This window comes from Bordetella saccharivorans (genome assembly GCF_045862855.1).
GTDB classification, from domain to species: domain Bacteria; phylum Pseudomonadota; class Gammaproteobacteria; order Burkholderiales; family Burkholderiaceae_B; genus Bordetella_A; species Bordetella_A petrii_F.
The window spans coordinates 873,325-897,299 of the sequence record NZ_BAAFZO010000001.1 but is presented as its reverse complement, the minus strand read 5'-3'; the positions used below and the strand labels follow the sequence as shown (position 1 = coordinate 897,299).

The following is a 23,975-nucleotide window of genomic DNA, read 5'->3' as shown; positions in this document are numbered from 1 at the left end:
CGGTCAAGGGGCCAACCCCGCCGTTGACGCGGGTCAAGCTGCTGGCCGGCGCAGCACCCTGATAGCGCGAGCTTTTCCGCGGCCGGCTTTCGATGTATGCTTCACGCCGCTGTCATGCATGTCGCGGGAGAGAGTGGCCATTTGTTACATGGCCGCCGCCGAAGGCGCAATTCGCCCGGAATCGCTCAGGTAACCCATACCGCGCTGCATCAGCCATTCCGCCCGGCCGTGCCGGGCCTGCGTGGCTGAAACAGCACTCTGGAGAGACCTGGCGCCGCGGCCCTGAGTACCCGCGCAGCCCAGGCGCCGAAGGTGCAAACCCGCTGGTGCGGGGCAACTCTCAGGCAAAAGGACAGAGGGGCGGAAAATCCAGCCGGTTCCGGGCGTTTTCCGCTTCCGGGCCGGCATTCCGTAACCCTGGCGATGCCGCCGCACCGGAGCCCGTCCATGTCCGCCCCCCTCAAACGCACTCCCCTGGCTGCTGCGCACATCGCCGCCGGCGCCCGCATGGTCGATTTCGGCGGCTGGGACATGCCGCTGGCCTACGGTTCGCAGCTCGAGGAGCATCATTCTGTGCGCCGCGATGCGGGCATGTTCGACGTCTCCCACATGCTCAATGCCGATGTCACCGGCCCGGATGCCCGCGCCTTCCTGCGCCGCCTGGTGGCCAACGACGTCGCCAAGCTCGCCGCCCCCGGCAAGGCGCTGTATACCTGCATGCTGAATCCCGAGGGCGGCATCATCGACGACCTGATCATCTATTTCTTCGCCGACGAGGAATGGCGCGTAGTGGTCAACGCCGCCACGGCCGACAAGGACATCGCCTGGATGCAGCGCGTCGCCGCGGCCGGCCGTTTCGACGTGACCATCGCGCCGCGCCGCGACCTGGCCATGATCGCCGTGCAAGGGCCGAATGCCCGCGCCAAGGCCTGGGCCGCGCGGCCGGGCTGGCAGGGCGCGACCGAGCCGCTCACGCCGTTCGTCGCGGCCCAGGTCGACGACGACACGCTGGTGGCCCGCACCGGCTACACGGGCGAGGACGGTTTCGAGATCGTCTTGCCGGCCGCGCAGGCGGAGGCGCTGTGGAACGACCTGGCAGCGCAGGGCGTGCGGCCTTGCGGGCTGGGTGCGCGCGACACGCTGCGCCTCGAGGCCGGCATGAATCTGTATGGCCAGGACATGGACGAACTGACCCAGCCGGACCAGGCCGGGCTGTCCTGGACGGTTTCGCTCAAGGACCCCGCGCGGCGCTTCGTCGGCCGCGAGGCGCTCGAACAGTTCGCCGCGCCCTGCGGTTTCGTCGGCCTGAAATTGCAGGAACGCGGCGTCATGCGCGCCCACATGGCGGTGCGCACGCCCTCCGGTACCGGGGAAATCACCAGCGGCACGATGTCGCCGACGCTGGGCGTATCGATTGGCCTGGCCCGTGTTCCCGGCGATGTCCGGCCCGGCCAGACGGTCGAGGTCGATATCCGTGGCAAGTGGGTTCCGGCCCTGGTATGCAAATTGCCGTTCGTGCGCCATGGCAAGGCGGTCGAACACCCGTAAACTGCCAGCATGCGCCGGCAGGGGTGCCGGCGCGTGCGCGCATCCCCCAATATCCAGGAGTTTTCATCCATGAGTCTGCCCACTGATCGCAAGTACACCAAATCCCACGAATGGGTCAAAGCCGACGGCGACGTTTTCGTCGTCGGCATCACTGACAACGCCCAGGACCAGCTCGGCGACCTCGTCTTTGTCGGCGACGTGAACGTCGGCGCCAAGCTGAAGGCAGGCGAGACCGCCGGCGTGGTCGAGTCGGTCAAGGCCGCGTCCGACATCTACGCGCCGGTCAACGGCGAGATCGTGGCTTTCAACGACGAGCTCGAAAACACCCCGAACCTGATCAACGAATCGGCCTATACCGCCTGGATCTTCAAAATCAAGCCGGACAACGCGGCCGACCTCGACACATTGCTGGACGCCGCCGGCTACGAAGCCGAGGCCAACGGCTGATACGGCACGCCGCGCGGCTGCCCCGAGGCCGTGCGGCATTCTTACCGCCACCCCGAGATATCCCATGTCGCGCGCCCTAGACACCCATACCGATTTCATTCCCCGCCATATCGGCCCGACCTCGGACGACCAGCAGAAGATGCTGGCCGCCGTGGGCTGCGCCAGCCTGGACGAACTGCTCCAGGAAGTCGTGCCGCCGGCGATCCGCAGCCAGGCGCCGCTGGCGCTGCCCGCCTCGCGCAGCGAGCCGGACGTGCTGGCCGAGCTCAAGGCGATCGCCGGCCGCAATCGCGTCTACCGCAATTACATCGGCCAGGGCTACTACGGCACGCACACTCCCAATGTGGTGCTGCGCAATGTGCTCGAGAACCCGGCCTGGTACACGGCCTATACGCCGTACCAGCCCGAGATCTCGCAAGGCCGCCTGGAAGCCCTGCTGAATTACCAGACCATGGTGGCGGACCTGACCGGGCTCGACATCTCCAACGCCTCGCTGCTGGACGAAGGCACGGCCGCCGCCGAAGCCATGACGCTGGCGCGGCGAGGCTCGAAGTCCCCCAGCCAGGTGTTCTTCGTGTCGGTGCACTGCCATCCGCAGACCATCGAAGTGGTGCGCACGCGCGCCGAAGGCCTGGGTATCGAGGTCGTCGTCGGCGACGAGGCCTTGGGCCTGCCGGATTGCTTCGGCGTGCTGCTGCAGTACCCTCATAGCCTGGGCGCCGTGGCCGACTATCGGGCGCTGGCCGAGGCGGCCCACGCACAGGGGGCGGTGGTCACATGCGCGACCGACCTGCTGGCCCTGGCCCTGTTGACGCCGCCGGGCGAGTGGGGCGCCGACATCGCGGTAGGGTCGTCGCAGCGCTTCGGCGTGCCGTTCGGATTCGGCGGCCCGCATGCCGGCTTCATGGCCTGCAAGGACGCCTACAAGCGCAACATGCCGGGCCGCCTGGTCGGCGTGTCCAAGGACGCGCAAGGCAACGCGGCCCTGCGCCTGGCCCTGCAGACGCGCGAACAGCACATCCGCCGCGAGAAGGCCACCTCGAACATCTGCACCGCCCAGGTGCTGCTGGCCATCATGGCGGGCCTGTATGCCGTGTGGCATGGCCCGGAAGGCATCCGCCGCATCGCCACGCGCGTGCAGCGCTACACCGCCATCCTGCGCGGCGCGCTGCTCGAGCTGGGCGTCAAGGTGGTCAACGACACGTTCTTCGACACCTTGCTGCTGGAAACCGGCACGGCCACGCCGGCCATTGCCGTGGCCGCCGAATGCGAGCGCATCAACCTGCGCCGGGTGGATGGTGCGCGCCTGGCCGTCTCGCTGGACGAGACCGTCACCGCCGCCGACCTGCAGGCGCTCGTCAATGTGTTCGCGGCGGGCCTGCAGAAGGATGACGTGGCGCTCGACATCGCGGCGCGCGACGCCGCCGCCGGCGGCGGCATCCCCGCGGCGCTGCAGCGCCAGGGCGCCATCCTCGCCCACCCGGTGTTCTCCAGCGTGCAGTCCGAGACCGACATGCTGCGCTACCTGCGTAAGCTGTCCGACAAGGATCTGGCGCTGGACCGCAGCATGATCCCGCTGGGTTCGTGCACCATGAAATTGAATGCCACGGCCGAGATGATTCCGATCACCTGGCCGGAGTTCGCCCTGATCCACCCGTACGCGCCGGCCGACCAGAGCGCCGGCTACCGCGAACTGATCGAGCGCCTGTCGGCGGCGCTGTGCGAGATCACCGGCTACGACGACATCAGCCTGCAGCCCAATTCGGGCGCCCAGGGCGAATATGCCGGCCTGCTCGCCATCCGCGGCTATCACCGCGCCAACGGCCAGGCCCAGCGCAACGTCTGCCTGATTCCCGCCTCGGCGCACGGCACCAATCCGGCCTCGGCCCAGTTGGCCGGCATGGATGTGGTGGTGGTCGCGTCCGACGCCCAGGGCAACGTCGACATCGACGACCTGCGCGCCAAGCTGGAACAGGTGGGCGACCGCCTGGCCGCCCTGATGATCACCTATCCGTCGACCCACGGCGTGTTCGAGGAAGCGATCACGCAGATCTGCGACCTGGTGCACCAGGCAGGCGGCCAGGTCTACCTGGACGGCGCCAACATGAACGCCATGGTGGGAGTGGCCAAGCCGGGACACTTCGGCTCGGACGTGTCGCACCTGAACCTGCACAAGACTTTCTGCATTCCCCATGGCGGCGGCGGGCCGGGCGTCGGGCCGGTGGCGGTGCGCTCGCACCTGGCGCCGTACCTGCCTGGCGTACTGAACGCGCAAGGCCGGCTGGGGGCGGAAGCCGGCGTGGGGCCGGTCGCGGCCGCGCCGTTCGGCTCGGCCGGCATCCTGCCCATTTCGTTCGCGTATATCGCCCTGATGGGGGCCGACGGCTTGCGCCGCGCCACCGAGGTCGCCATCCTGAACGCCAACTATGTGGCGGCCCGCCTGCGCGACCACTATCCGGTACTGTATGCCGGCCGCAATGGCCGGGTCGCGCACGAGTGCATCCTGGATGTGCGGCCGTTGAAGGACAGCAGCGGCGTCAGCGCCGAAGACATCGCCAAGCGCTTGATGGACTACGGGTTCCATGCGCCCACCATGAGCTTCCCGGTGGCCGGCACGCTGATGGTCGAGCCCACCGAATCCGAAGGCCTGGCCGAGCTGGATCGCTTCATCGAGGCGATGATCGCCATTCGCGAAGAGATCGCGCAGATCGAGCGCGGTGAACGTGACCGTGACGACAACGTGCTGAAGAACGCCCCGCATACTGCGCAGATGCTGCTGGCCGAAGAGTGGCACCACGATTACCCGCGCCAGCAGGCCGCATATCCCGTGGCCTCGCTGCGCGAGGCCAAGTACTGGCCGCCGGTGGCGCGGGTCGACAACGCCTACGGCGATCGCAACCTGGTCTGCGCCTGCCTGCCGGTCGAAGCTTACGCCTGAAGCCGTCCGGGCCGGCCGGGCCGGTTTCGATAGGCTCGGGCAGCGGCGCCGGGCAAGTTTGCCCGGCGCGCAGTGTCATGGCGCCGGCGGGGCTGTCGCCTTTCGCGCCTGGTCCAGTTCGCGCGCGCGGGCAATGCCGTCGGCGATGGCGGCGCGGCTTGGGTCCTCTTCGGGCAGGGCAGCCGCCAGGCGTTCCCAGTACGCGGCGGCTTCGGCGTAGCGCTCCGCCTGGAACGCGGCCATGCCGGCCAGCCCCAGGCTGGCCGCTTCCTGCGGGTCGCCGGCCAGCGCTTCGTCGGTCAGCGCCTGCAACTGCGCCGTCCATTGCTGGTCCCCGGCGAAATACAAGGCCTGGGCCCAATGGCCCAGCAGTTCCGGCGGCCTTCCCGCCAGCGCGGCGGCGCGCTCGAAGGCGCGCGCCGCGTCCGCTATGCGGTCTTGCGCCATGTACGTGCGGCCCAGGAAGAACCAGCCTTCTGCCGAATCGGGCGCGGCTGCCAGCGACGCCTCCAGGCGCGCCGTCATTTCCTCGATGCCCTGCGCGGGGTGGCCGGCGTATTGTCGCGCCAGCATGACGCGGTCGAGCGAGCCCCAGTGCAGGTACAGGGTTAGCCCCAGCAGCGGCGCCAATACGGCCATCGCCAGGGGAACGGCCCGGCCCAGCAGCGCATCGGCGTCGCGGCCGGGGCTGCCTTGCGCAGCGTCGAGCAGCTCGCGGGCCGCCTCCATCCGGGCGGCTTCGAGCTGCGCCGCGGTGAGGGCGCCGGCGCCATGCTGCATTTCCAGTTCGCGCACCCGTTCCCGGTAAAGGCCGACGTTCAGGCCGGCGCGGTCGGCATCGGCGCGCGCGCGCGGCGCCCGCAACTGCGGCACCAGGATGAAGGCCAGGGCCGCCAGGAGCAACAACGCCGCGTAGAGCCAGAAAGCAGTCATGAGTCTTGCCCGGGGGGAGAGCCGGAGGCGTCCAGCAGGCTGGCCAGGCGCCGCCGCTCGATGTCGGACAAGGCGGGCGCGGCCGCCGCCGATGCGCGGCGCCTCCTGGCGACGATCGCCGCCAGCGCGCTGCCTCCCGCCAGCAGCAGCGCGACGGGGCCGAACCACAGCAGTGCGGTACGGGTCGTCAATGGCGGGTCGTACAACACGAAATCGCCGTAACGCGACACCATGAAGTCGATGATCTGGTCATCGCTCCGGCCTTCGCCCAGCATGCGATGGATCTCGCCGCGCAAGTCGTTGGCGATAGGCGAGTTCGATTCGGCGATATTCTGGTTCTGGCACTTGGGGCAGCGCAGCACCGCGGCCAGGTCGCGATAGCGCTGGCGCTGGCCGTCGTCGGCGAACTCATGGGTGTCGATGGCCGCCAGGCTTTGCCCGTGCAGGCCTGCGCCCAGCACGACGGCGGCGATCAGGCGTTTCATGGCGTGGCCTCCTGGAGCAGCGCGTTGTAGACAGGGGCGAGTTTCTCCCGCCAGACGCGCTCGTCGATGACGCCGACATACTTCTCGCGAATGATGCCGCGGGCGTCGATGAAGAATGTCTCGGGCGCGCCGTACACGCCGAGGTCCAGGCCCAGCGTGCCGGCGGCGTCTTCGATATTCAGCCGGTAGGGGTTGTGCAGCGTGCGCAGCCAGCGCTGCGCCGCGTCGCGGTCGTCCTTGTAGTTGACACCGTAGATGACCACGCCTTGCTTGGCCAGCTGATTCAGTACGGGGTGCTCCTGTCGGCACGACGGGCACCAGGTCGCCCAGACATTCACCAGCGCCGGCCGGCCCTGGATGTGGTCGCGCGTCAGCGTGCGGGCCGGATCGTCGAGAGATGGCAGCGCAAAGGCGGGAAACGGCTTGCCGATCAGGGCGGAGGGCAGTCTGGACGGGTCGAGGAACAAGCCGCGGTACAGCAGTATCGCAATGACCAGGAACAATGCCAGCGGCAGCAGCAACAAGGCGCGTTTCATGATTGCATCCCGGCGATCGGGGCGGCCTGCGCGGGCCGGACAGCCGGCCGCAGGCGATAGCGCCGGTCGGCCGCCGCCAGGAAGCCGCCCAGGGCCATCAGCAGCGCGCCCAGCCAGATCCAGCGCACGAATGGCTTGATTTGCACGCGCACCGCCCAGGCGCTGTCGGCCAGCGGCTCGCCCAGGGCCACGAACAGGTCGCGCGTGAAGCCGCCCTGGATGCCGGCTTCTGTCATGGTTGCCTGCTGGACCTGGTAGACGCGCTTTTCCGGGTGCAGCCGGGCGACTTCGCGGTTATTGCGCATGACCTGTACGCTGGCTCGGTCGGCGTGGTAATTGGGCCCTTGGATGCGCGTCGTGCCCTCGAATACGAAGCGATAACCGCCCAGTTCGACGGTATCCCCGGGTGCCATGCGCAGGTCCCGTTCGAGATTGCCGGTGCTGGTCAGCACGGCGCCCAGCGCGCACATGGCGAAGCCCAGGTGGGCGAGGTGCATCCCCCAGTAGCTGCGTCCCAGCAATGACAGGCCCTTGGCCAGGCCCCGGTGGCGCGTCTTGTCGTAGACGTCGCACAGACCCGCCAGCACGATCCAGGCCGCCAGCAGGCAGACGGCTGCCACCGCCCAATCGAACCGGCCTTGCAGCATGGCGCTGGCCAGCGCGACCACCACGCAGCCCGCCAGCGCCGGAGCGAGCCGGCGCGCCAGCCAGTCGGCCGGCGTGTCTTTCCAGCGGGCCAGCACGCCGATGGCGGTTGCCACCATCAGCAACGCCATCAGCGGCACGAACAGGGCGTTGAAGTAGGGCGGTCCGACCGACAGCTTGGCGTCGGTCAGCGCGTCGAGGATGAGCGGATAGAGCGTGCCGAGCAGGATCATCGCCGCCGCCACTGACAAAAGCAGGTTGTTGACCAGCAGCAGTGTCTCGCGCGACCAGATGCCGAACCCGACCTGGCTCTTGACGACCGGCGCCCGCAGCGCGAACAGCGCAAGGGAGCCGCCCACCACCACCAGCAGGAATACCAGGATGAACACCCCGCGCGCCGGGTCGGTGGCGAAGGCATGCACCGAGGTCAGCACGCCCGAGCGGACCAGGAACGTGCCCAGCAGGCTGAGCGAGAACGCCGCGATGGCGAGCAGCACGGTCCAGCTCTTGAACACGCCGCGTTTCTCCGTCGCCGCCAGCGAGTGCATCAGCGCCGTGCCCACCAGCCACGGCATGAACGAGGCATTTTCGACCGGGTCCCAGAACCACCAGCTGCCCCAGCCCAGCTCGTAGTAGGCCCACCACGATCCCAGAGCGATGCCCAGGCCGAGGAACGCCCAGGCTACGGTTGTCCAGGGGCGCGACCAGCGCGCCCAGGCGGCGTCCAGCTTGCCGTCCAGCAGCGCCGCGATGGCGAAGGCGAATGCCACCGAGAAGCCGACATAGCCCATGTACAGCATGGGCGGGTGGAGGATCAGGCCGAAATCCTGCAGCAGCGGATTGAGGTCGCGGCCGTCGGCGGGCGCGTCGGGCAACAGGCGCTCGAACGGGTTCGAGGTGGCGATCAGGAACAGCAGGAAGCCGATGCTGATCATGCCCATCACGGCCAGCACGCGCGCCAGCATGGCTGCGGGCAGTTGGCGCGCGCCGAGGGAAACGGCGAAGGTCCAGCCGGCCAGCATCAAGGCCCACAGCAGCAGGGAACCCTCGTGCGCGCCCCATATCGCGCTGACCTTGTAGTACCAGGGCAGCATGCTGTTGGAGTTGTGCGCGACGTAGGCGACCGAGAAATCGTTGCTCAGGAAGGCATGCGCGAGACAGCCGAAAGAAAACAACAGGAATGCGAACTGCCCCCAGGCGGCCGGCGCCGCCAGCCCCATCCAGCGGCGGTCGCCGCGCCAGGCGCCGGCCAGCGGCACGCTCGCCTGCACCGCGGCGAGGCAGAGCGCCAGGATCAGGGCCAGCAGGCCGAGCTCGGGAATCATCGGGCCGGCTCCCGTCCGTCCTGCTCACCAGGCTCGACCGCGCCGCCTTGTTCCAGCGCGTGCATGGCCTCGGGTGGCATATAGTTTTGGTCGTGCTTGGCCAGCACCTCGTCGGCGTGCAGCACGCCGTCCTGGTCGAGCCTGCCCAGCGCGACAATGCCCTGGCCCTCGCGGAACAGGTCGGGCAGGATCCCCTGGTAGCGCACCAGGATGCTGCTCGTTCCGTCGGTCACGCCGAAGCGCAGCGCCAGCGAATCCGGCGAGCGTTGCAGCGAACCGGTTTCGACCAGGCCGCCGGCCCGGATGCGCGTGTCGCGGGGCGCTGCGCCAGCGACAATCTGGCTGGGCGTATAGAACAGGTTGATGTTCTCCTGCAGGGCGGCCAGGGCCAGCGCCACGGCGGCGCCGGCGCCGCAGACCAGGGCCGCAATCCAGTACAGGCGCTTCTTGCGGGCAGGGGTCATTGCGAGGCCTCCCGACGCCGGCGGCGCGCCAGTTCGTCCAGGTAGCGGCGTCGCGCCACGATCGGTAGCGCAACGTTCCATGCCATCAGCGCCGCGCACAAGCCATAGGCGCTCCAGACGTAAGCGCCATGGCCGTCCATGGCGAAGAATTCGGCAAACGATGCGAATACGCTCATGTCCGCTTTCCGAGCAGCCGGGCGATTTCGCTGCCGGCCCAGCGGCTGTCGGCCTCGCGCCGCAGCACTTCCAGGCGCATGCGCGCGAACAGCACCGCGCCAAAAAAACAATAGAACCCCGCCACTGCCAGCAACAGCGGCAACCACATCTGCGCCGGCATGGCCGGTTTCTGCGCGAGCGAGAAGCTGGCGGGCTGGTGGAGCGTGTTCCACCATTCGACCGAATACTTGATGATGGGAATGTTGACCACGCCGACCAAGGCCAGCACCGCGCACGCCCGGGCCGCGCTGTCGCGGTTGGTGATTGCCTGGCCCAGCGCGATCACGCCCAGGTACAGGAACAGCAGGATCAGCATCGACGTGAGCCGCGCATCCCAGACCCAGTAGGCGCCCCAGGTGGGCTTGCCCCAGATAGCGCCCGAGGCCAGCGCGATGACGGTCATCCAGGCTCCGATGGGTGCCGCCTGCCGCAGTGCGACATCGGCCAGCTTCAGTTTCCAGACCAGGCCCGCGATACCTGCCGCGGCCAGTACGAGGTAGATGGACTGGGCCAGCAGGGCGGCCGGCACATGAATGTAGATGATGCGGAAGCTGTTGCCTTGCTGGTAATCGGGCGGCGCGAATGCCAGACCCCATCCCAGGCCGACGGCGATCAGCAGCGCGCTGGCCGCGGCCAGCCAGGGCAGGCATTTGCCGCTCATGTCGTAGAACCATTTGGGCGAGCCCCACTTGTGCAGCCAGGTCCAGTTCATGCGAGTCGCTCGTCAGAGGGCGCCGGGGCGGCGGGGTATCGTGCCGGGCAGGTGCCGACAGCCGACGGGCTGGTGCGGGCGCCGCGCGTCATTCGGCGACGCTGATGGACAGCCCCGCCGCAACGGCAAAGGGGGCCAGGGTGATCGCCAGCGCCGCCAGGCTGGCCAGCCACAGCAGGTGCCCCGTCGCGGGCAGGTCTTGCAGGGCGGCCTGCAGGGCGCCACTGCCCAGGATGAGTACCGGGATGTACAGCGGCAGGATCAGTAGCGCCAGTAACAGCCCGCCGCGCCGCAGGCCAACGGTCAGCGCCGCCCCGACCGCGCCCAGCAGGCTGAGCACAGGCGTGCCCAGCAGCAGCGACAACAGCAGCACCGGAAGACAATGTGACGGAAGGCCGAGCATCAGTGCCAGCAGCGGCGCCAGGACCACCAGCGCGAGGCCGCTGCACAGCCAATGCGCCGCCACCTTGGCCAGCACCAGCGCTACCAAAGAATGCGACGCGAGCACCCATTGTTCCAGCGAGCCGTCCTCGAAGTCGGCGCGAAACAGGCCATCGAGCGAAAGCAGCACCGCCAGCAGCGCCGCCACCCACAGCAGCCCCGGCGCGGCATCTTGCAGAAACTGCGATTGCGGTCCGAGTGCCAGGGGAAACAAGGCGACGACAACGGAGAAAAACACCAGAGGATTGGCAAGTTCCGCGGGACGGCGGCATAGCAGACGTAGCTCACTAGTGAATAGGAGAATAATGGCCTTGCTCATGCGGCGTGCTGTCCAAGATCAAGGTCGCGATAGGCCTGCGTCCGTCGCGCCAGCTCGTGATGTGTCGTCAGCACGACTGTGCCGCCGCGGGTGCAATGCGCGGCCAGGCGTTGTTCCAGTTGCGCCGTGCCCTGGGCGTCCAGCGCCGTGAATGGCTCGTCCAGGATCCACAGTGGCGGCGTATCCGGCAGGTACAGGCGGGCCAGCGCGACGCGGCGCTGCTGGCCCGCCGACAGCGCATGGCAAGGGGTTTCCTCGAAACCGCGCAGGCCCACCGCCGCCAGCGCCGTGCCGCTGGCCGGCTCGACGACTGTCGCGTGCAAGGCGTCCAACCAGGCCAGGTTTTCCTCGCTGGTCAACAGTGCCTTGACGCCGGCGGCATGGCCGATCCACAGCAGCCTGGCCGCCAGCGCGCCGCGCTGCTTGGCGGGATCTTGGCCGTACACCTGCACGCGGCCTGCCGCCGGCCGGGCCAGGCCGCATAGCAGGCGCAGCAGACTGCTCTTGCCGCAACCGTTGGGGCCGCGCACGCGCAGCATGTCGCCGGGCCACAGCCGGAAGCTCACCCCCATGAAGAGGCGGCGCTGATCCCGCACGCAGGCGAGGTCCGTCGCATCGAGCACGGGGGCGGCATTCGCTGGCGCGGGGCTTTCGTGCATGGCATGTCGCTCAGTGGGAAGTGCCTTCGGCGAACTCGATCTTGTTGCCCACGTTGTACTTGCCGGACGGCTTGTTCATGGGAATGCGCTTGAGTTCCTGCAAGGTCTGGCTGTCGTAGACGATCAGGGCGCCCTCGGTGTCCCAGACGCTCAGGAGCAAATGGCGGCCATCGCGGGTGAACTCGACGTGCGCGGCGTTCTTGCCGGGCATGGGCCGCAGCGTATGGGCGATTTCGAGGGTTTGCTTGTCGATGAGATGTACTGCGTCGTTGTTGGGGCCGAAGAAGACGTCGGTCCAGGCGTACTTCGAGTTCCGGTGGCTGCGCATGAAGAAGCCGGGGCCTTCGGTGGGAATCTCCTTCACCAGTTCCCAGGTTGCCAGGTCGAGCACCGATATCAGCCCCTGGCTGATGTTGGGCGTGGCGAATACCCAGCCCTGCTTGCGCTGCCAGTAGATGCCGGACCCCAGGTGCGGCATGCCGGGCAGGGGGATGTCCGTGACCGCGGCGCCGCTGTCCAGGTCGATGACCTGGCCGCCTTTTGCCTTGCGCGACGTGGCCAGCAGATAGCGATATCCGGGCGTGAAGGAGAAGTCATCGAGGAAGTCCTGGGCCGGGATACGGCGCGGCAGGAAATCGGGCTGGCCCGCATACGAGAGTTCCCAGACTTCCTGGGCGTCTTTCAGGGCGACCACGAAGCTCTGCCGCGGCGGCGCGGTGTACACCGCGCTGACCCGCGACGGCACGCCCTGGACGGCGGGCGTGTCCAGGTGCCCTATCAGCGACAGGTCGTGCGCGTTCAGCACGACCAGGCCGCCGGGCAGGTAGTTGCCTACCAGCACCCACTTGCCGTCGCCGCTTACGGCAAGATTGCGCGTGTTGAGCCCGGCGCGGATCTCGGCGACCATCGTCAGGTTGTGCAGGTCGTAGAGGTTGATCCAGCCGTCCCGCGACGCGAAGTACACGTACCGGCCGTCCGGCGAGAACTTCGGCCCGCCATGCAGCGCGAAATGCGACGGGAAGCGCGCCAGTGGTTCGAAGCGGTCGCCGTCCAGGACGACCACATGATGGTTGCCGGCCTCGACCACCACGAACAGGTTGAGCGGGTCCGCGCCGTGCTGCGGCGTGGCGGGCAGCGTGGTCGGGTCGACGAGCAGCCGGTGGCTGGCCTGCATGTCCGTTTCCGTCCAGGTGGGCGCCTGGAGAGGCGGCTGGTATAGGTAGTCGATCAGGCCGTCGATCTGGAGGTCGTCCAGCACACCGGAGAATGCGGCCATCTGGCTGGCTGGACGTCCGTCGCGTATGGCCTGGCGGACTTCCTCGCGCTTGATGCGCATGAGGCTTTCCGGCAGCAATGCGGGACCGGTCCCGCCCAGGCGACCCACGCCGTGGCAGGTCTCGCAATGCTGCTGGTAAAGCGCGGCGGCAACCCCGGAGGCCAGGGCCGGGCCTTGCCCAAGCACGGCCGCCGTCAATGCAATGCCGACGCTCAACCGCATAGGCGCTCCGGCGCCGGGCGCATCGGCATGGGGTTGGCGCGCAGCCTGCCGGGATGCTCGGCTTCTCGCTCGGCCAGGAGGCCGACCACCCGGCCGATCACGGTCAATGTCGGCGTGCCCAGTCGGTGGCTGCGTGCCAGTTCGGGCAGGCTGGCGAGCGTGCCGCGCACGATTTGCTGGTCTTGCCGCGTGCCGTTGCCGACCAGCATGGCGGGTGTGCCGGGCGACAGGCCGGCGGCGGTCAGCTGGCGTGATATTTCATCGAGGCTGGCCAACCCCATGTAGAACACCAGCGTACAGGCAGGGTCCGTCATGGTGTGCCAGGGCAGCGCCAGCTCGCCGTCCTGCTGTAGGTGGCCGGTGATGAACTGGCACGAATGCGCCAGGTCGCGATGCGTCAGCGGGATGCCGGCATAGGCCATGCACCCGGACGCCGCGGTGATGCCCGGCACCAGTTGGCAGTCGACCCCGTGGCGAAGCAGGAATTCGAGCTCTTCGCCGCCACGGCCAAAAATGAACGGGTCGCCGCCCTTCAGGCGCACTACGCGCATGCCCTGCCGTGCCAGCCGCAGCAGCAGTTGATTGATTTCGCCCTGTGGCAGGCTGTGGCGCCCGCTGGCCTTGCCGACATAGTAGGGGCGACAGGTGTCCGGCAGCAGGTCGAGCAGCGTCTGGCTGACCAGCCGGTCGTAGACCAGCGCGTCGGCCTGCACCAGCAGGCTCCAGGCGGCGAGGGTCAGCAGGCCGGGGTCGCCCGGGCCGGCGCCGACCAGGGCCACTTCGCCCGGCCGGAAGGCCCGCTGCAGAGCGACGGGAAGCGTGAGGGAGCTCATGGAGACGTGGGGCATGTTCATGCGGGCCGGGACATTGGTATTGCGGCATCGGGATGCGACCGTGCCGTTTCGGCTGCGATGACGGTCGCTTGACGGCCGATTTCTGTGTCGCTGAGATAGCAGCCGGGATCTTCGCCCCATAGGTCGCCGGCGGCCCAGGCACGGGTACGGGTGTTGCCGTTGCAGATGGACAGCCAGCGGCACTCGGCGCAGCGGCCGCCCACTGGCCGCGGATGCTGGCGCAACTGCAGCAGGAGCGGATCGGGCTGGTCGGTCCAGAGCTGGCGGAAAGACTGGCGGCGCACGTTGCCGACCTGTTGTTGCCACCAGTAGGTGTCGGGGTGCACATCGCCGGTGTTGTCGATGTTGGCAATGCCGCAGCCGGAGGCGTTGCCGCCCCAGTCGCGCAGCATGTGCTCCAGTTGCTGGCGATGTTGTGGCAGGCGCCGTTCCGCCCATTGCAGCAACAGTATGGCGTCCGCGTCGTTGTTGCCCGTGACGAAATCGCTGTCCCGGCCGGCGCGTATGTCTTCCCAGGCGCGCTCGAACAACAGGTGCATGGCATCCCGCGTCATCTGGTGGTGGGCGTCGAACTTGCTGCTGCGCCTGCCGCGGCCGCTGTAGTTCAGGTGCGAAAGGTAGAACTTGTGCACGTCATGTTCGCGCATGAGATCCAGGATGGCGGGCAGCTGGAGATGGTTGTCGCGTGTCAGCGTGGTGCGCAGGCCCACGCGGATGCCATGCCGCCGGCACAGCGCGACGGCATGCATCGCCGCGGCGAAGCTGCCGGGCATCTGGCGCCAGGCGTCGTGCACCTGCTGAAGGCCGTCGATGCTGATGCCGACATAGTCGAACCGGGCCGCCGCGATGCGTCCGATGTTGGTTTCGTCGATCAGCGTGCCGTTGCTGGACAACGCCACGAAGAAGCCCTGTTCCCGCGCATAGGCGGCAAGCTGGAAGAGATCGTGGCGCAGCAGCGGCTCGCCGCCGGAGAGAATCAACACGCGCACGCCGGCGTCGCGCAGATCGTCGATGACTCGTAGCGCTTCGGTGGTGTCGAGTTCGTTGCGGAATGGGCTGTCGGCCGACGTGGCATAGCAGTGCTTGCAAGCGAGGTTGCAGCGCCGCAGCAGGTTCCAGATCACGACGGGGGCGCGCTGGCCGGGCGTGCCGCGGGCGCCGGCCACCGGCCCGCGGCCCGGACGGGTAAGGGCGCGCAGGTAATGACTGATTCTCAACATTGGGGGCATTCTCTAGATATGGCGGACTTGCGCGGCGGCCGGCTCCAGCCACGTTGGCAGCATGGCTGAGGCAAGCAATGGATGCCTTGACCGGGAACAATAAGACTCACGGAAGTCGTGCTACCCCGGCTGCGGCATGCGCAGGCCGGTTTTCTTCAGGATGCGGGTACTGACCAGCATGTCGTCGGCCAGGCTGGCGCGTCCGAGCAGCGTCCGGATGCGACCTCGGTAATCCTCGATTTCGCTGGGGCTGCGGCCATGCACCATGGCGAACAGGTTGTAGCGCCACCCGTGGCGTCGCGGGCGTCGATAACAATGACTGACGAACGGCAGCGCGCCGACGAGCCCGCCCAGGCGGTCGATCTTTTCGTCGTCGACGTCCCAGACTGTCATGCCATTGTGGCGATAGCCCAGGCGGTAGTGGTTGGGCACGGCGGCGATGCGACGGATGACGCCGTCGTCCTGCAGACGCTGCAACAGGGCGAGCATGGCCTCGGGCGCCAGGCCCAGGCGAACGCCCAACCAAGCCCATGGATCGCCCACCAGGGGCAGGCCGGCCTGGGTGAGCTGGATCAGGCGCTTGGCCAGCGAGGCGTCAGACGGGGAAATGCAGGCCGACATGGTAAGTCTGTTCTTTGGGCAAATTGAGGACTCTCAGGCCGGTGCTTCGTTCGATGCGTTCGATCGTGGCCGCCACATCGCGCGGCGAGGCGCACGCCAGCACGAACCACATGTTCCAGACATGCTCGCGCTGGTAGTTGTGCGCCACCTCCGGCATGGCGAACAACATGGCAGCCACTTCGTCGACGCGCGACGGAGGCACGCACAGGGCCGCCAGGGTGAATGCGCCGTCCAGGCGTTCGATATCGAACATGGGGCCGAACCGCGTCAGGGTGCCGTCTGCGAGCCACGCCTCGACGCGCGCCCGCAGCTCGGCCGGACTGCCGCCGAGTTCCGCCGCCAGCGCCTCCCATGGACGGCGGACCAGCGGCATGCCATGCTGCAGGCGGTCGAGCAGACGCCGGCCGAAGTCATCCATGACGATGCTCGCCGGCGGGCGCGTAGCGGCCGCCGCACTGCTTGTACGCCCGCGTGCTGAACAACAGCTCGTGCGGCAGGTCAGCCAGGTCCAGGTCGTGCAGCAGGCGGTCGATGTGCCGCCGCACCTCGGCCTGCTGGCGGCCATGCACCATGCAGAACAGGTTGTAGCGCCAGCGAGGCGGGCGGCGCGGCCGTTGATAGCAGAGATTCACGCCCGCTGCCTGGCCCAGCAGCCGGCCGGCCGCGTCGACCCGGTCGTCTGGCACGTCGAGCACCAGCATGGCATTGGCCAGAAAGCCCAGTGCGCGATGGTTGACCACCAGGCCCACGCGCCGGAACAGGCCCGCGTCGTTCCACCGGCGCATCTGGGCGAGCACGGCGCGTTCGGTCGTGCCCAGCTGTTCCGCCAACTGGTGGTAGGGGCGTTCCGTCAGCGGCAGGCCGGGCTCGATCAGGCGCCGCAGTCGCTGCTTCTGTTCGGCAGTCAGGAGGACATTCATGCTGGTATGCCAAGGGAGAAGCCGAGGTCGATGCGGTAGGCGCGGCGCATGGGCAGGTCGAGGGGTTCCAGGCCGGTATCGGCCGCGATCTCGGCCAGGATGTTGTCGATCCGGGCGCGGTTCGGAGCGGTCAGCACGAACCACAAGTTGTAGTGATGATCGCGTACGTAGTTGTGGTTGACTTCCGGATAGCGGCTGATCGCGGCGGCCACGCTGTCGAGCTGGCCGTCGTCGACAGCCAGCGCCGCCAAGGTGCTCGCGCCGGCGCGGCGGTGTTCGAAAACCGGCCCGGCGCGGTTCAGTACGCCTTGCTGCCGCAGGCTGCGCAGGCAGTCCAGCAGTCGTGCCTCGCTACATCCCAAGGCTTCGGCCATGGCCCGGTACGGGCGTTCGGACAACGGCATGCCGTGCTGGTACCGGTTGAGCAGGCGCAGGTCGAATTCGTCGATCGCCACGCTACAGGCCCGTTGCATGTGCGCGGCTGCTGAAGAAGATGCCGCTTGGGCTGGGCGCCGGCAGGCGGTCGATGCGTTCCAGGCGGTAGGGATCCCAAACCTGGACCTCATCGCCGTCGCGCACCGATAGCCAGAGCTGGTCGCCGCGGGCGGTGAACTCCATGTGCAGCACCGCGGGCCCTGGTTCGAGCGTTGCCACGATTGCCAGGCTTTCCGTGTCGATGACTTGCACCAGATGGTTGTCCGGGTAGGCGAAATTCACCCACACTTGGCGCGCGTCGGGGCGTGCCATGACGAATACGGGTTGCCCCGCGACCTCGATGGCGGCGGCCTGCCGCCAACTGCGCGAGTCCATGACCAGCACCTGGTGCCGCCCCACGGCCGGGACGAAGGTGCGTTCGCCGGCCACCGTCCAGCCTTCCAGATGGGGCATCTTGTACACCGGCAGTTTGCGGTTGCCGCGTCCGTAGTGGGCGAGGACGCGCTTGACGCCGCGTTCGGGGTGCCAGAGGTCGAGCTGGGCCATGCCGTCCTCGCCGAACAGGCCCGCCATGTAGTACCGGCCGTCCGGCGTGAGCAGGGCATCGTAGGGCTGGTTGCCGATGCTGGTGTAGCGGCTGATGGCGGGTTGCCGCCGCCGGCTGAAATCCGCCACCCAGATCTCGCCCGTGTCGAACAGGCTGTACACGAACCGCTGTCCTGGTGCGTCCACCACACCCACTACCCGCGAGCGACGCTCGCCGTCGGCCAGCGGAGTGGCGGGAATATCGGCTACCGGCTCCAGCGTATGTGCGTCGAACACCCTGACACCGCCGGGCTCGTAGTTGCCGACGGCGATCAGGCTGCCGTCCTGGCTGATGGCGCCGCCTATGCTGTTGCCTGCCTGGACGACGCGCTTGTCGATATGCCGGGCCAGCAGGTCGACTTTGGTCAGGCCGCCGTCGCGGCCAAAGACATAGGCGTAGCGCTGGTCGCGCGAGAACACTACCGAGGCGTGCGATAGGTCGCCCAGGCCTTGCACGCGGGCCAGGCTCGATCGCGTCGTGCTGTCGATGATCTGCAGGCTGCCGCTGGCGCGTTCGATGACCACTCCCAGGTCGCCGCTGCCACGCAACGGCGGCTGCTGCGCACAACCTGTCAGCAGGGCAGTACACAGCAAGAGCAACAATGGGCGAATCATGGTGGAGGGTATCCTTGCAGAAGCCTGTCCGCGAGCCAGGCGATGTCTTGTTCGTCGAGCAGGGCGCCCCAGTTGGGCATGGCGGTACCGGGGCGGCCCAGGGCGATCGTGGCGATCAACAGTTCGCGTGGCTTACCAGCCAGCGCCTGGCGCGTCAGGGGCGGACCCAGGCCGCCCGTCATGCGCAGCCCATGGCATGAACCGCAGTCCTGCCGCAGCAGGTGTTCGAGCTGCTCCTGGCGCAGCCTGCCGGGGTCCGCCTGGGTGTCTGCAAACGGCATGCAGCATGCCAGGACGCCGGACAGCATCCATGCGACGCCAGGGAGCCGTGCCAAGCCGCCACCAGACACCGATGGCCCCGCTACTGTTTCGCGGCGGTGATATCCGCCACTGCATCGATACCCAGGTGGTAGCCGAGCGAGACGTGATGGAAGCGGCCGATGCTGCTGTCGTCGTGGATGGCTACGCCGAAGTTGTATGTCTTGCCGGGTTCGAGCGTGACATCGCCTTCGCCGCCCGTGAACTTGCGGGTGAACTCTACCGTCCAGGTGTCGCCGTCGCGCGTGCCGACTGCGTTGACCAAGGCCTGGCCGCCTTCCATGACGCGTTCGCTAGCGATATAGCCGTCGTAGGCCTTGTTCTCGCCGCTGCGCCATTGATTCAAGTCGTAGTAGACGCCATCGGCCAGCGACGCGCCTTTCACGTACTTGGTCTTGCTGTCGTTTGCGCCTGGCATGGTGCGGGCGTCGCCATGGCAGGCGCCCCAGCAGCCGCCGAGTCCGGCGAGCTCGACTTTGGAGTCCGCTTCGAGCAGGTAAGTGATCTTGACGGGGTTGTCGGCATCCATCGCAGGCGCGCCGGAAGATTTGGGTTGCATCCAGCTGAAGCGCAGATAGAGTTGTTCACCGTCGTGAGCCGCCTGCACTTTTGCATTGATGAAAGGCGCCTTGCCGGGAATGGGAGCAGGTTCGATTTTCTCGCCGCTGACCAGCAATTGGCCCATCTTGGTAACTTCCTCCGAGTGGCAGTCGAGGCAGGTCTCGCCCTTCTTGAGCGCCCGGGCACCACCATGCTCGGTGCCCTTGGTGATCCATTCGACCGGCGAGACACCGGGGTAGAACAATATGATCTCGGTCGCCTTGATGGCGTTCCAGTCGGACGGTGCGGCGGCCAGCGCGGCACCGCTGGAAAGGCTGAGCGCGGCGGCGAGAGTGCCGAGCAGAGCGGTCTTTGTCATGTCGAGGTCCTTTTCGGTCATACGGGCGGCGCAACGCCGCCGCGCTATTCTTCGTCTTCTTCGGTCATGCCTTGCGGCTTGTGATGCGCAATACCCTTGTGGCAGTCGATGCAGGTCATGTCGTCCTCGATGGCCATTTCGTGCTGCTTGCGCGCCCGTTGTTGCTGCGCCTCGCTCTTCATGCTCTCGAGGCTGTGGCAATTGCGGCATTCGCGCGAATCTGAGGCTTTCATGCGCTTCCATTCGCTGCGCGCCAGCGTCAGCCGCTTGGCCTCGAATTTCTCGCGGGTATCGATGGAGCCGACCAGCTTGCCCCACAGTTCCCGCGACGCCTGGACCTTGCGTATCATCTTGTAGGTCCAGTCCTTGGGAACGTGGCAGTCGGGGCAGGTGGCTCGCACGCCTGTCCGGTTCTTGTAGTGGATGGTCTCCTGGTATTCCGGATAGACGTTGTCGCGCATTTCGTGGCACGACAGGCAGAATGCCTCGGTATTGGTGGCTTCGAGGGCGGTATTGAACCCGCCCCAGAGCAGGACGCCGAGCAGTATGCCCGCCAGGAGAAGGGCGCCCAACGAATATCTTGCGCTTGGGCGCCGGAGGGTGGCGATGAAGCCATTCTTGCCGTCTTGGTGTGTCATGGTTTGATTGGCGGTTCCCGCGCGATGCACGGGAACCGCCGGGTGGTGAAGAACGGCAGGGGCTAGTAGACGTCGTTCATGGTGTTGAAGACGTTGAACTTGCCGGTGGGGGTAACCACGGCAGGGTCGGTGATGACGCGCTTGAGCTTCAGGGTCTTGTCGTCATAGATGACGATGGCGGACTGGTCGGCCTTGCCGCCCCACAGCGAGATCCAGACCTCGTCGCCGGCCTGGTTGTACTCGGGCTGGACGGCGCGGCGGATCGCCTTGCTTTCCGGCAGGCCGGAATCCTTGGCGACATCCAGGCGGGTGGGCGGCTTGGACAGGTCATCGAGGTTGAACACATAGACGGATTCGGCGACCTCGCGTTCCGGGTTCATGGGAGCGTCGGCCCAGAAGTGCCTGGACTTGGGATGGGTCTTGACGAACAGATTGCCCGCGCCCGGCATCTTCAGCTCTTGCACGACCTTCCAGTTGTGTTCCTTGAATTTGGCGTGCTCGGGCTTGCTGGACGCCGTGGAGATCAGCGACACCACGTCGTCGCCCAGGTGGCCGGTGGCCCAGACCGGACCGAACTGCTTGTGGACGAAGTTGGCGCCGCGGCCGGGATGGGGGATCTTGGCGGTATCGACCAGCGCTGCCAGCTTGCCGGTCTTGGTGTCGGCCACGGCGACCTTGTTCGACGCATTGGCGGCCACCATGAAGTAGCGCCCGGATGCGTCCCAGCCGCCGTCGTGCAGGAACTTGGCCGACTCGATCGCGGTGGTCTTCAGGTTTTTCAGGTCGGTGTAGTCCACCAGCAGGATCTGGCCGGTTTCCTTCACGTTGACCACCCATTCGGGTTTTTGCAGCGAGGCGACGATGGAGGCCACGCGCGGCTCGGGATGGTAGTCGCCGTCGACGGTCTGCCCGCGGGTGGAGACGATCTTGATGGGCTCGAGCGTTTCGCCGTCCATGATGGAGTACTGGGGCGGCCAGTACGTGCCGCCGATCAGGTATTTGTCTTCGTAGCCCTTGAACTTGGAGACGTCCACCGAGCGGGCGTCCGAGCCCAGGCGCACGGTGGCCACCGTGGTGGGTTCCTCGAACCACATGTCGATGATGGTGGTCAGGCCGTCGCGACCTACGGTGTAAACGTAGCGGCCGGAGGCGGACAGGCGCGAGATGTGCACCGCGTAGCCGGTGTCGAGGATCTTCCAGATCTTGTGGTTGTCGCCGTCGACCAGGGCCAGCTTGCCGGCGTCGCGCAGCGTGATGGCGAACACGTTCTTCAGGTTGACCTTGTTCATCTGCTTCTTCGGACGCTCGGCAACCGGAACCAGCAGCTTCCAGCTGTCCTTCATGTCCTGCAGGGAGAATTCGGGCGGCACGTCGGGCGTCTGCTGGATGTAGCGCGCCATCAGGTTGATTTCCTGTTCGGTCAGGATGTCGTCGTAGTTGACCATCCCGCCTTCGGTGCCATAGGCGATGATGTTTTCCAGCCGCTTGGTGCCGAGTTGCAGCGTGCCGCCCTCGAGCTTGGAGCCGTCGGCCTGGGTCTGAGTCCAGTGGGGTTCGAGGTTCTTGCCGGTGGCTCCCTTGCGCAGGACGCCGTGACAGCCCGCGCAGCGCTCGAAGTAGATCTGCTTGGCGACCTCCTTTTCGTCGCCCGTCATGGACGGGGCGCTATTGGCATAGGCACCCGTGATGCCTAGCAGCGAGAGACTGGCGATGGCTCCGGCCAGCAGGTTTTTTCGAGGGATTCTCATCGGTACTTCTCCTAAAGGAGCGGTTTCTGGACGCCCCGGGTCACGGCGCTGTGGATGGTCTTGGGTTGCGCATCTCTGGCCGGATCGTACTGAAAGGCCCTCCCCGTTGTGATTGACGACAGTCAAGCTGCATCGCGTGGTGTTGACTGCAGTCAATGGGCTTCGATGGACGGCTTGAGCCTTCCGCTTCGTTGCGGGTAATGTCCGCTGACCATCAGCTTGAACAAGGACTAGGCATGAATTCGCCTGCGGCCCCCCTGGGCGCGCCGGATGCTCCGGACGCACCCTTCTACCAACCGCTGGGCAACGAGGCAGCGCTGTTCGAGCAAGCTTGGCGGCACGGCATGCCGGTACTGGTAAAAGGGCCGACCGGGTGCGGCAAGACCCGTTTCGTGCAGTACATGGCGCATGTCCTGGGGGTGCCGCTATACACGGTGGCCTGCCATGACGATCTGAGCGCCACCGACCTGGTGGGCCGGCACCTGATCGGCGCCGCCGGCACCTGGTGGCAGGACGGGCCGCTGACGCGCGCCGTGCGGGAAGGCGGCGTCTGCTACCTGGACGAAGTCGTGGAAGCCCGCCAGGATACCGCCGTGGTGCTGCATCCGCTGGCTGACGATCGCCGCGAACTGTATATCGAGCGCACTGGGGAAACCCTGCGCGCGCCGCCGGGGTTCATGCTGGTGGTGTCCTACAACCCCGGCTACCAGAACCTGCTCAAGGGCATGAAGCCCAGCACTCGCCAGCGCTTCGTGGCGTTGCGGTTCGGCTATCCGCCGCCCGTTGAGGAATGCCGCATTGTCGCTGCCGAGGCGCAGGTCGATGCCGAGCTGGCGGCCCGCGTGGTCGGGCTGGGCCAGGCGTTGCGCCGGCTCGAGAGCCATGACCTCGAAGAGGTCGCCTCGACACGGCTGCTGATCTTCACCGCGCGCATGATCCGCAGCGGCATGGCGCCGCGCGACGCCTGCCTGGCCTGCCTGGCCGAACCCCTGACCGACGATCCGCAGACCGTCGCCGCCCTGATGGAAGTGGTGGATGTCCATTTCGGCTGAAGGCGCGGGCGCGGCCAGCCGGCGTCTGGCCGGCGACCTGGCGATGTGGTTCTTCATCCTGGCCGAACTGACGGTGTTCGGCATCCTGATCTGCGCCTTCGCCGTTGCCCAGGCCCTGCAGCCGGCGCTGTTCCAGGCCGGACGCGCGGCACTGGACGCCTCAACGGGGCTGGCCCTGACGCTCAGCTTGCTGACCGGCGGGCTGTTCGCCGCCATGGGCCTGGCGCGGGTGCGGCAAGGCAAGCGCGGCGGGGCGTGCCTGTTGGCGGCCGCCCTGGTGTCGGCGTGCGTGTACGTGGGCTTGAAGCTGGCCGAATACCGCCACTTGGCGGGGCTGGGCCTGGGCCTGGAGCACGACACCTTCTTCACGCTGTATTGGGTGCTTACCGGCTTCCACTTTCTGCACGTGCTGCTGGGCATGGTGATCCTGGCCTGGATGGCCTTGCGCTGCCGCGCGCGTCGCTATGGGCCGGGCCAGTGCGCGGGCCTGGAATCGGGAGTGCTCTACTGGCACATGGTCGATCTGGTCTGGGTGCTGTTGTTCCCCGTGGTTTATTTGCTGGGTTGACGCATGTCTGAAATCAAAGGGCTCCTGTGTTTCTGGCTGGGCCTGGCGGTATTGTCCGTGGCCACGGTGCGGGTGGCGGGGATGGGCTGGGCGGCGGGCGCCGGCGCCGTGCTGGTCGCACTGGCCGTCGCCAAGGCATGGCTGATCATCGACGGTTTCATGGAACTGCACCACGCGCCGCGCGCATGGCGGTGGCTGATGCTGGCGTGGCCTATCGTCATGGCTGCCGGCCTGCTGCTGGTCAATATCGTAGCCGGCCGCTGAGGCCGTCCGGCGGGGCGCGCGGCGACAACTTTTCTTTCTTGATTGCAGTCAA

General features: G+C 67.3%; 27 protein-coding genes and 2 riboswitches. Of the genes, 6 read left to right on the top strand and 21 right to left on the bottom strand.

Annotated elements, in window-relative coordinates; translation table 11 throughout:
• Nucleotides 1-114 precede the first annotated feature (114 nt).
• A riboswitch (glycine riboswitch) is annotated at nt 115-212 on the top strand.
• 36 nt (nt 213-248) lie between these two features.
• A riboswitch (glycine riboswitch) is annotated at nt 249-366 on the top strand.
• Between the two features lie 81 nt (nt 367-447).
• From gcvT to gcvP, 3 genes are all read left to right on the top strand, one after another.
• Nucleotides 448-1,548, top strand: coding sequence for a glycine cleavage system aminomethyltransferase GcvT (gene gcvT / locus ACKTT0_RS04295; RefSeq protein WP_407848413.1), 1,101 nt, complete (start codon nt 448-450; stop codon nt 1,546-1,548).
• A gap of 69 nt (nt 1,549-1,617) precedes the next feature.
• Nucleotides 1,618-1,995 carry a glycine cleavage system protein GcvH gene (gene gcvH, locus ACKTT0_RS04290; protein ID WP_407848411.1) on the top strand — a complete coding sequence of 126 codons (378 nt, stop codon included), beginning with the start codon at nt 1,618-1,620 and terminating at the stop codon, nt 1,993-1,995.
• A gap of 64 nt (nt 1,996-2,059) precedes the next feature.
• Nucleotides 2,060-4,933: an aminomethyl-transferring glycine dehydrogenase gene (gcvP, locus tag ACKTT0_RS04285; RefSeq protein WP_407848409.1), complete on the top strand. Its 2,874-nt coding sequence runs from the start codon at nt 2,060-2,062 to the stop codon at nt 4,931-4,933.
• Between the two features lie 75 nt (nt 4,934-5,008).
• Here gcvP and ccmI read toward each other — a convergent pair whose 3' ends face one another.
• The 21 genes from ccmI to ACKTT0_RS04180 all read right to left on the bottom strand — a co-directional run bounded on the left by ccmI (nt 5,009) and on the right by ACKTT0_RS04180 (nt 22,039).
• Nucleotides 5,009-5,866, bottom strand: coding sequence for a c-type cytochrome biogenesis protein CcmI (gene ccmI, locus ACKTT0_RS04280; RefSeq protein WP_407848407.1), 858 nt, complete (start codon nt 5,864-5,866; stop codon nt 5,009-5,011).
• On the bottom strand, nt 5,863-6,351 hold the full coding sequence (locus ACKTT0_RS04275) for a cytochrome c-type biogenesis protein (RefSeq protein ID WP_407848406.1): 489 nt from the start codon (nt 6,349-6,351) through the stop codon (nt 5,863-5,865). The genes ccmI and ACKTT0_RS04275 overlap by 4 nt, the downstream gene beginning before the upstream one ends.
• On the bottom strand, nt 6,348-6,887 hold the full coding sequence (locus ACKTT0_RS04270) for a DsbE family thiol:disulfide interchange protein (RefSeq protein WP_407848404.1): 540 nt from the start codon (nt 6,885-6,887) through the stop codon (nt 6,348-6,350). Before ACKTT0_RS04270 ends, ACKTT0_RS04275 begins: the two co-directional genes overlap by 4 nt.
• Nucleotides 6,884-8,857: a heme lyase CcmF/NrfE family subunit gene (locus tag ACKTT0_RS04265; RefSeq protein ID WP_407848402.1), complete on the bottom strand. Its 1,974-nt coding sequence runs from the start codon at nt 8,855-8,857 to the stop codon at nt 6,884-6,886. Before ACKTT0_RS04265 ends, ACKTT0_RS04270 begins: the two co-directional genes overlap by 4 nt.
• On the bottom strand, nt 8,854-9,321 hold the full coding sequence (gene ccmE, locus ACKTT0_RS04260) for a cytochrome c maturation protein CcmE (RefSeq protein ID WP_407848400.1): 468 nt from the start codon (nt 9,319-9,321) through the stop codon (nt 8,854-8,856). The genes ACKTT0_RS04265 and ccmE overlap by 4 nt, the downstream gene beginning before the upstream one ends.
• Complete coding sequence (ccmD, locus tag ACKTT0_RS04255) at nt 9,318-9,497, bottom strand: heme exporter protein CcmD (RefSeq protein ID WP_407848399.1); 180 nt, start codon at nt 9,495-9,497, stop codon at nt 9,318-9,320. Before ccmD ends, ccmE begins: the two co-directional genes overlap by 4 nt.
• Nucleotides 9,494-10,249, bottom strand: a complete 756-nt coding sequence (locus ACKTT0_RS04250) for a heme ABC transporter permease (RefSeq protein WP_407848397.1) — start codon at nt 10,247-10,249, stop codon at nt 9,494-9,496. The genes ccmD and ACKTT0_RS04250 overlap by 4 nt, the downstream gene beginning before the upstream one ends.
• Nucleotides 10,250-10,337: 88 nt before the next feature.
• Nucleotides 10,338-11,009 carry a heme exporter protein CcmB gene (gene ccmB / locus ACKTT0_RS04245; RefSeq protein ID WP_407848395.1) on the bottom strand — a complete coding sequence of 224 codons (672 nt, stop codon included), beginning with the start codon at nt 11,007-11,009 and terminating at the stop codon, nt 10,338-10,340.
• Nucleotides 11,006-11,668, bottom strand: coding sequence for a cytochrome c biogenesis heme-transporting ATPase CcmA (gene ccmA, locus ACKTT0_RS04240; protein WP_407848394.1), 663 nt, complete (start codon nt 11,666-11,668; stop codon nt 11,006-11,008). The genes ccmB and ccmA overlap by 4 nt, the downstream gene beginning before the upstream one ends.
• 10 nt (nt 11,669-11,678) lie before the next feature.
• Nucleotides 11,679-13,166, bottom strand: coding sequence for a cytochrome D1 domain-containing protein (locus ACKTT0_RS04235; protein WP_407848393.1), 1,488 nt, complete (start codon nt 13,164-13,166; stop codon nt 11,679-11,681).
• Complete coding sequence (cobA, locus tag ACKTT0_RS04230; RefSeq protein ID WP_407848391.1) at nt 13,157-13,999, bottom strand: uroporphyrinogen-III C-methyltransferase; 843 nt, start codon at nt 13,997-13,999, stop codon at nt 13,157-13,159. Before cobA ends, ACKTT0_RS04235 begins: the two co-directional genes overlap by 10 nt.
• Before the next feature lie 17 nt (nt 14,000-14,016).
• Entirely contained in the window at nt 14,017-15,240 is a 1,224-nt protein-coding gene (gene nirJ / locus ACKTT0_RS04225) for a heme d1 biosynthesis radical SAM protein NirJ (protein WP_407848389.1), read from the bottom strand.
• Nucleotides 15,241-15,360: 120 nt separating this feature from the next.
• A complete protein-coding gene (gene ahbB / locus ACKTT0_RS04220; protein WP_407848387.1) occupies nt 15,361-15,861 on the bottom strand; it encodes a siroheme decarboxylase subunit beta in 501 nt (166 codons plus the stop codon).
• Nucleotides 15,836-16,279 (bottom strand): Lrp/AsnC family transcriptional regulator, encoded by a 444-nt coding sequence (locus ACKTT0_RS04215; RefSeq protein ID WP_407848386.1) that lies wholly within the window; start codon nt 16,277-16,279, stop codon nt 15,836-15,838. Before ACKTT0_RS04215 ends, ahbB (ACKTT0_RS04220) begins: the two co-directional genes overlap by 26 nt.
• Nucleotides 16,272-16,781, bottom strand: a complete 510-nt coding sequence (gene ahbB, locus ACKTT0_RS04210) for a siroheme decarboxylase subunit beta (protein WP_407848384.1) — start codon at nt 16,779-16,781, stop codon at nt 16,272-16,274. Before ahbB (ACKTT0_RS04210) ends, ACKTT0_RS04215 begins: the two co-directional genes overlap by 8 nt.
• Entirely contained in the window at nt 16,778-17,254 is a 477-nt protein-coding gene (locus ACKTT0_RS04205; protein ID WP_407848382.1) for an Lrp/AsnC family transcriptional regulator, read from the bottom strand. The genes ahbB (ACKTT0_RS04210) and ACKTT0_RS04205 overlap by 4 nt, the downstream gene beginning before the upstream one ends.
• The gene (locus ACKTT0_RS04200) at nt 17,238-18,416 is read right to left on the bottom strand and encodes a cytochrome D1 domain-containing protein (RefSeq protein ID WP_407848380.1); all 1,179 of its coding nucleotides are present in this window, start codon (nt 18,414-18,416) and stop codon (nt 17,238-17,240) included. Before ACKTT0_RS04200 ends, ACKTT0_RS04205 begins: the two co-directional genes overlap by 17 nt.
• Nucleotides 18,413-18,697, bottom strand: coding sequence for a c-type cytochrome (locus ACKTT0_RS04195; RefSeq protein ID WP_407848378.1), 285 nt, complete (start codon nt 18,695-18,697; stop codon nt 18,413-18,415). Before ACKTT0_RS04195 ends, ACKTT0_RS04200 begins: the two co-directional genes overlap by 4 nt.
• Before the next feature lie 80 nt (nt 18,698-18,777).
• Entirely contained in the window at nt 18,778-19,674 is an 897-nt protein-coding gene (locus ACKTT0_RS04190) for an ethylbenzene dehydrogenase-related protein (RefSeq protein ID WP_407848376.1), read from the bottom strand.
• Between the two features lie 23 nt (nt 19,675-19,697).
• The gene (locus ACKTT0_RS04185; protein ID WP_407848374.1) at nt 19,698-20,291 is read right to left on the bottom strand and encodes a NapC/NirT family cytochrome c; all 594 of its coding nucleotides are present in this window, start codon (nt 20,289-20,291) and stop codon (nt 19,698-19,700) included.
• A gap of 62 nt (nt 20,292-20,353) precedes the next feature.
• A complete protein-coding gene (locus tag ACKTT0_RS04180; protein ID WP_407848372.1) occupies nt 20,354-22,039 on the bottom strand; it encodes a cytochrome D1 domain-containing protein in 1,686 nt (561 codons plus the stop codon).
• Nucleotides 22,040-22,275: 236 nt separating this feature from the next.
• Here ACKTT0_RS04180 and ACKTT0_RS04175 point away from each other — a divergent pair, with 236 nt between their 5' ends.
• The 3 genes from ACKTT0_RS04175 to ACKTT0_RS04165 are packed head-to-tail and all read left to right on the top strand — an operon-like array spanning nt 22,276 to nt 23,923.
• Nucleotides 22,276-23,091 (top strand): CbbQ/NirQ/NorQ/GpvN family protein, encoded by an 816-nt coding sequence (locus ACKTT0_RS04175; RefSeq protein WP_407848370.1) that lies wholly within the window; start codon nt 22,276-22,278, stop codon nt 23,089-23,091.
• Complete coding sequence (locus ACKTT0_RS04170; protein WP_407848368.1) at nt 23,075-23,659, top strand: cytochrome c oxidase subunit 3; 585 nt, start codon at nt 23,075-23,077, stop codon at nt 23,657-23,659. The genes ACKTT0_RS04175 and ACKTT0_RS04170 overlap by 17 nt, the downstream gene beginning before the upstream one ends.
• 3 nt (nt 23,660-23,662) lie before the next feature.
• Nucleotides 23,663-23,923 (top strand): cytochrome C oxidase subunit IV family protein, encoded by a 261-nt coding sequence (locus ACKTT0_RS04165; RefSeq protein WP_407848367.1) that lies wholly within the window; start codon nt 23,663-23,665, stop codon nt 23,921-23,923.
• Nucleotides 23,924-23,975: the final 52 nt, after the last annotated feature.

Bases quoted from the DNA above. Each gene is read 5' to 3' on its own strand.
- gcvT (WP_407848413.1), top strand. From the start codon at position 448: ATGTCCGCCCCCCTCAAACGCACTCCCCTGGCTGCTGCGCACATCGCC.
- gcvH (WP_407848411.1), top strand. From the start codon at position 1,618: ATGAGTCTGCCCACTGATCGCAAGTACACCAAATCCCACGAATGGGTC.
- gcvP (WP_407848409.1), top strand. From the start codon at position 2,060: ATGTCGCGCGCCCTAGACACCCATACCGATTTCATTCCCCGCCATATC.
- ccmI (WP_407848407.1), bottom strand. From the start codon at position 5,866: ATGACTGCTTTCTGGCTCTACGCGGCGTTGTTGCTCCTGGCGGCCCTG.
- ACKTT0_RS04275 (WP_407848406.1), bottom strand. From the start codon at position 6,351: ATGAAACGCCTGATCGCCGCCGTCGTGCTGGGCGCAGGCCTGCACGGG.
- ACKTT0_RS04270 (WP_407848404.1), bottom strand. From the start codon at position 6,887: ATGAAACGCGCCTTGTTGCTGCTGCCGCTGGCATTGTTCCTGGTCATT.
- ACKTT0_RS04265 (WP_407848402.1), bottom strand. From the start codon at position 8,857: ATGATTCCCGAGCTCGGCCTGCTGGCCCTGATCCTGGCGCTCTGCCTC.
- ccmE (WP_407848400.1), bottom strand. From the start codon at position 9,321: ATGACCCCTGCCCGCAAGAAGCGCCTGTACTGGATTGCGGCCCTGGTC.
- ccmD (WP_407848399.1), bottom strand. From the start codon at position 9,497: ATGAGCGTATTCGCATCGTTTGCCGAATTCTTCGCCATGGACGGCCAT.
- ACKTT0_RS04250 (WP_407848397.1), bottom strand. From the start codon at position 10,249: ATGAACTGGACCTGGCTGCACAAGTGGGGCTCGCCCAAATGGTTCTAC.
- ccmB (WP_407848395.1), bottom strand. From the start codon at position 11,009: ATGAGCAAGGCCATTATTCTCCTATTCACTAGTGAGCTACGTCTGCTA.
- ccmA (WP_407848394.1), bottom strand. From the start codon at position 11,668: ATGCACGAAAGCCCCGCGCCAGCGAATGCCGCCCCCGTGCTCGATGCG.
- ACKTT0_RS04235 (WP_407848393.1), bottom strand. From the start codon at position 13,166: ATGCGGTTGAGCGTCGGCATTGCATTGACGGCGGCCGTGCTTGGGCAA.
- cobA (WP_407848391.1), bottom strand. From the start codon at position 13,999: ATGAGCTCCCTCACGCTTCCCGTCGCTCTGCAGCGGGCCTTCCGGCCG.
- nirJ (WP_407848389.1), bottom strand. From the start codon at position 15,240: ATGTTGAGAATCAGTCATTACCTGCGCGCCCTTACCCGTCCGGGCCGC.
- ahbB (WP_407848387.1), bottom strand. From the start codon at position 15,861: ATGTCGGCCTGCATTTCCCCGTCTGACGCCTCGCTGGCCAAGCGCCTG.
- ACKTT0_RS04215 (WP_407848386.1), bottom strand. From the start codon at position 16,279: ATGGATGACTTCGGCCGGCGTCTGCTCGACCGCCTGCAGCATGGCATG.
- ahbB (WP_407848384.1), bottom strand. From the start codon at position 16,781: ATGAATGTCCTCCTGACTGCCGAACAGAAGCAGCGACTGCGGCGCCTG.
- ACKTT0_RS04205 (WP_407848382.1), bottom strand. From the start codon at position 17,254: ATGCAACGGGCCTGTAGCGTGGCGATCGACGAATTCGACCTGCGCCTG.
- ACKTT0_RS04200 (WP_407848380.1), bottom strand. From the start codon at position 18,416: ATGATTCGCCCATTGTTGCTCTTGCTGTGTACTGCCCTGCTGACAGGT.
- ACKTT0_RS04195 (WP_407848378.1), bottom strand. From the start codon at position 18,697: ATGCCGTTTGCAGACACCCAGGCGGACCCCGGCAGGCTGCGCCAGGAG.
- ACKTT0_RS04190 (WP_407848376.1), bottom strand. From the start codon at position 19,674: ATGACCGAAAAGGACCTCGACATGACAAAGACCGCTCTGCTCGGCACT.
- ACKTT0_RS04185 (WP_407848374.1), bottom strand. From the start codon at position 20,291: ATGACACACCAAGACGGCAAGAATGGCTTCATCGCCACCCTCCGGCGC.
- ACKTT0_RS04180 (WP_407848372.1), bottom strand. From the start codon at position 22,039: ATGAGAATCCCTCGAAAAAACCTGCTGGCCGGAGCCATCGCCAGTCTC.
- ACKTT0_RS04175 (WP_407848370.1), top strand. From the start codon at position 22,276: ATGAATTCGCCTGCGGCCCCCCTGGGCGCGCCGGATGCTCCGGACGCA.
- ACKTT0_RS04170 (WP_407848368.1), top strand. From the start codon at position 23,075: ATGTCCATTTCGGCTGAAGGCGCGGGCGCGGCCAGCCGGCGTCTGGCC.
- ACKTT0_RS04165 (WP_407848367.1), top strand. From the start codon at position 23,663: ATGTCTGAAATCAAAGGGCTCCTGTGTTTCTGGCTGGGCCTGGCGGTA.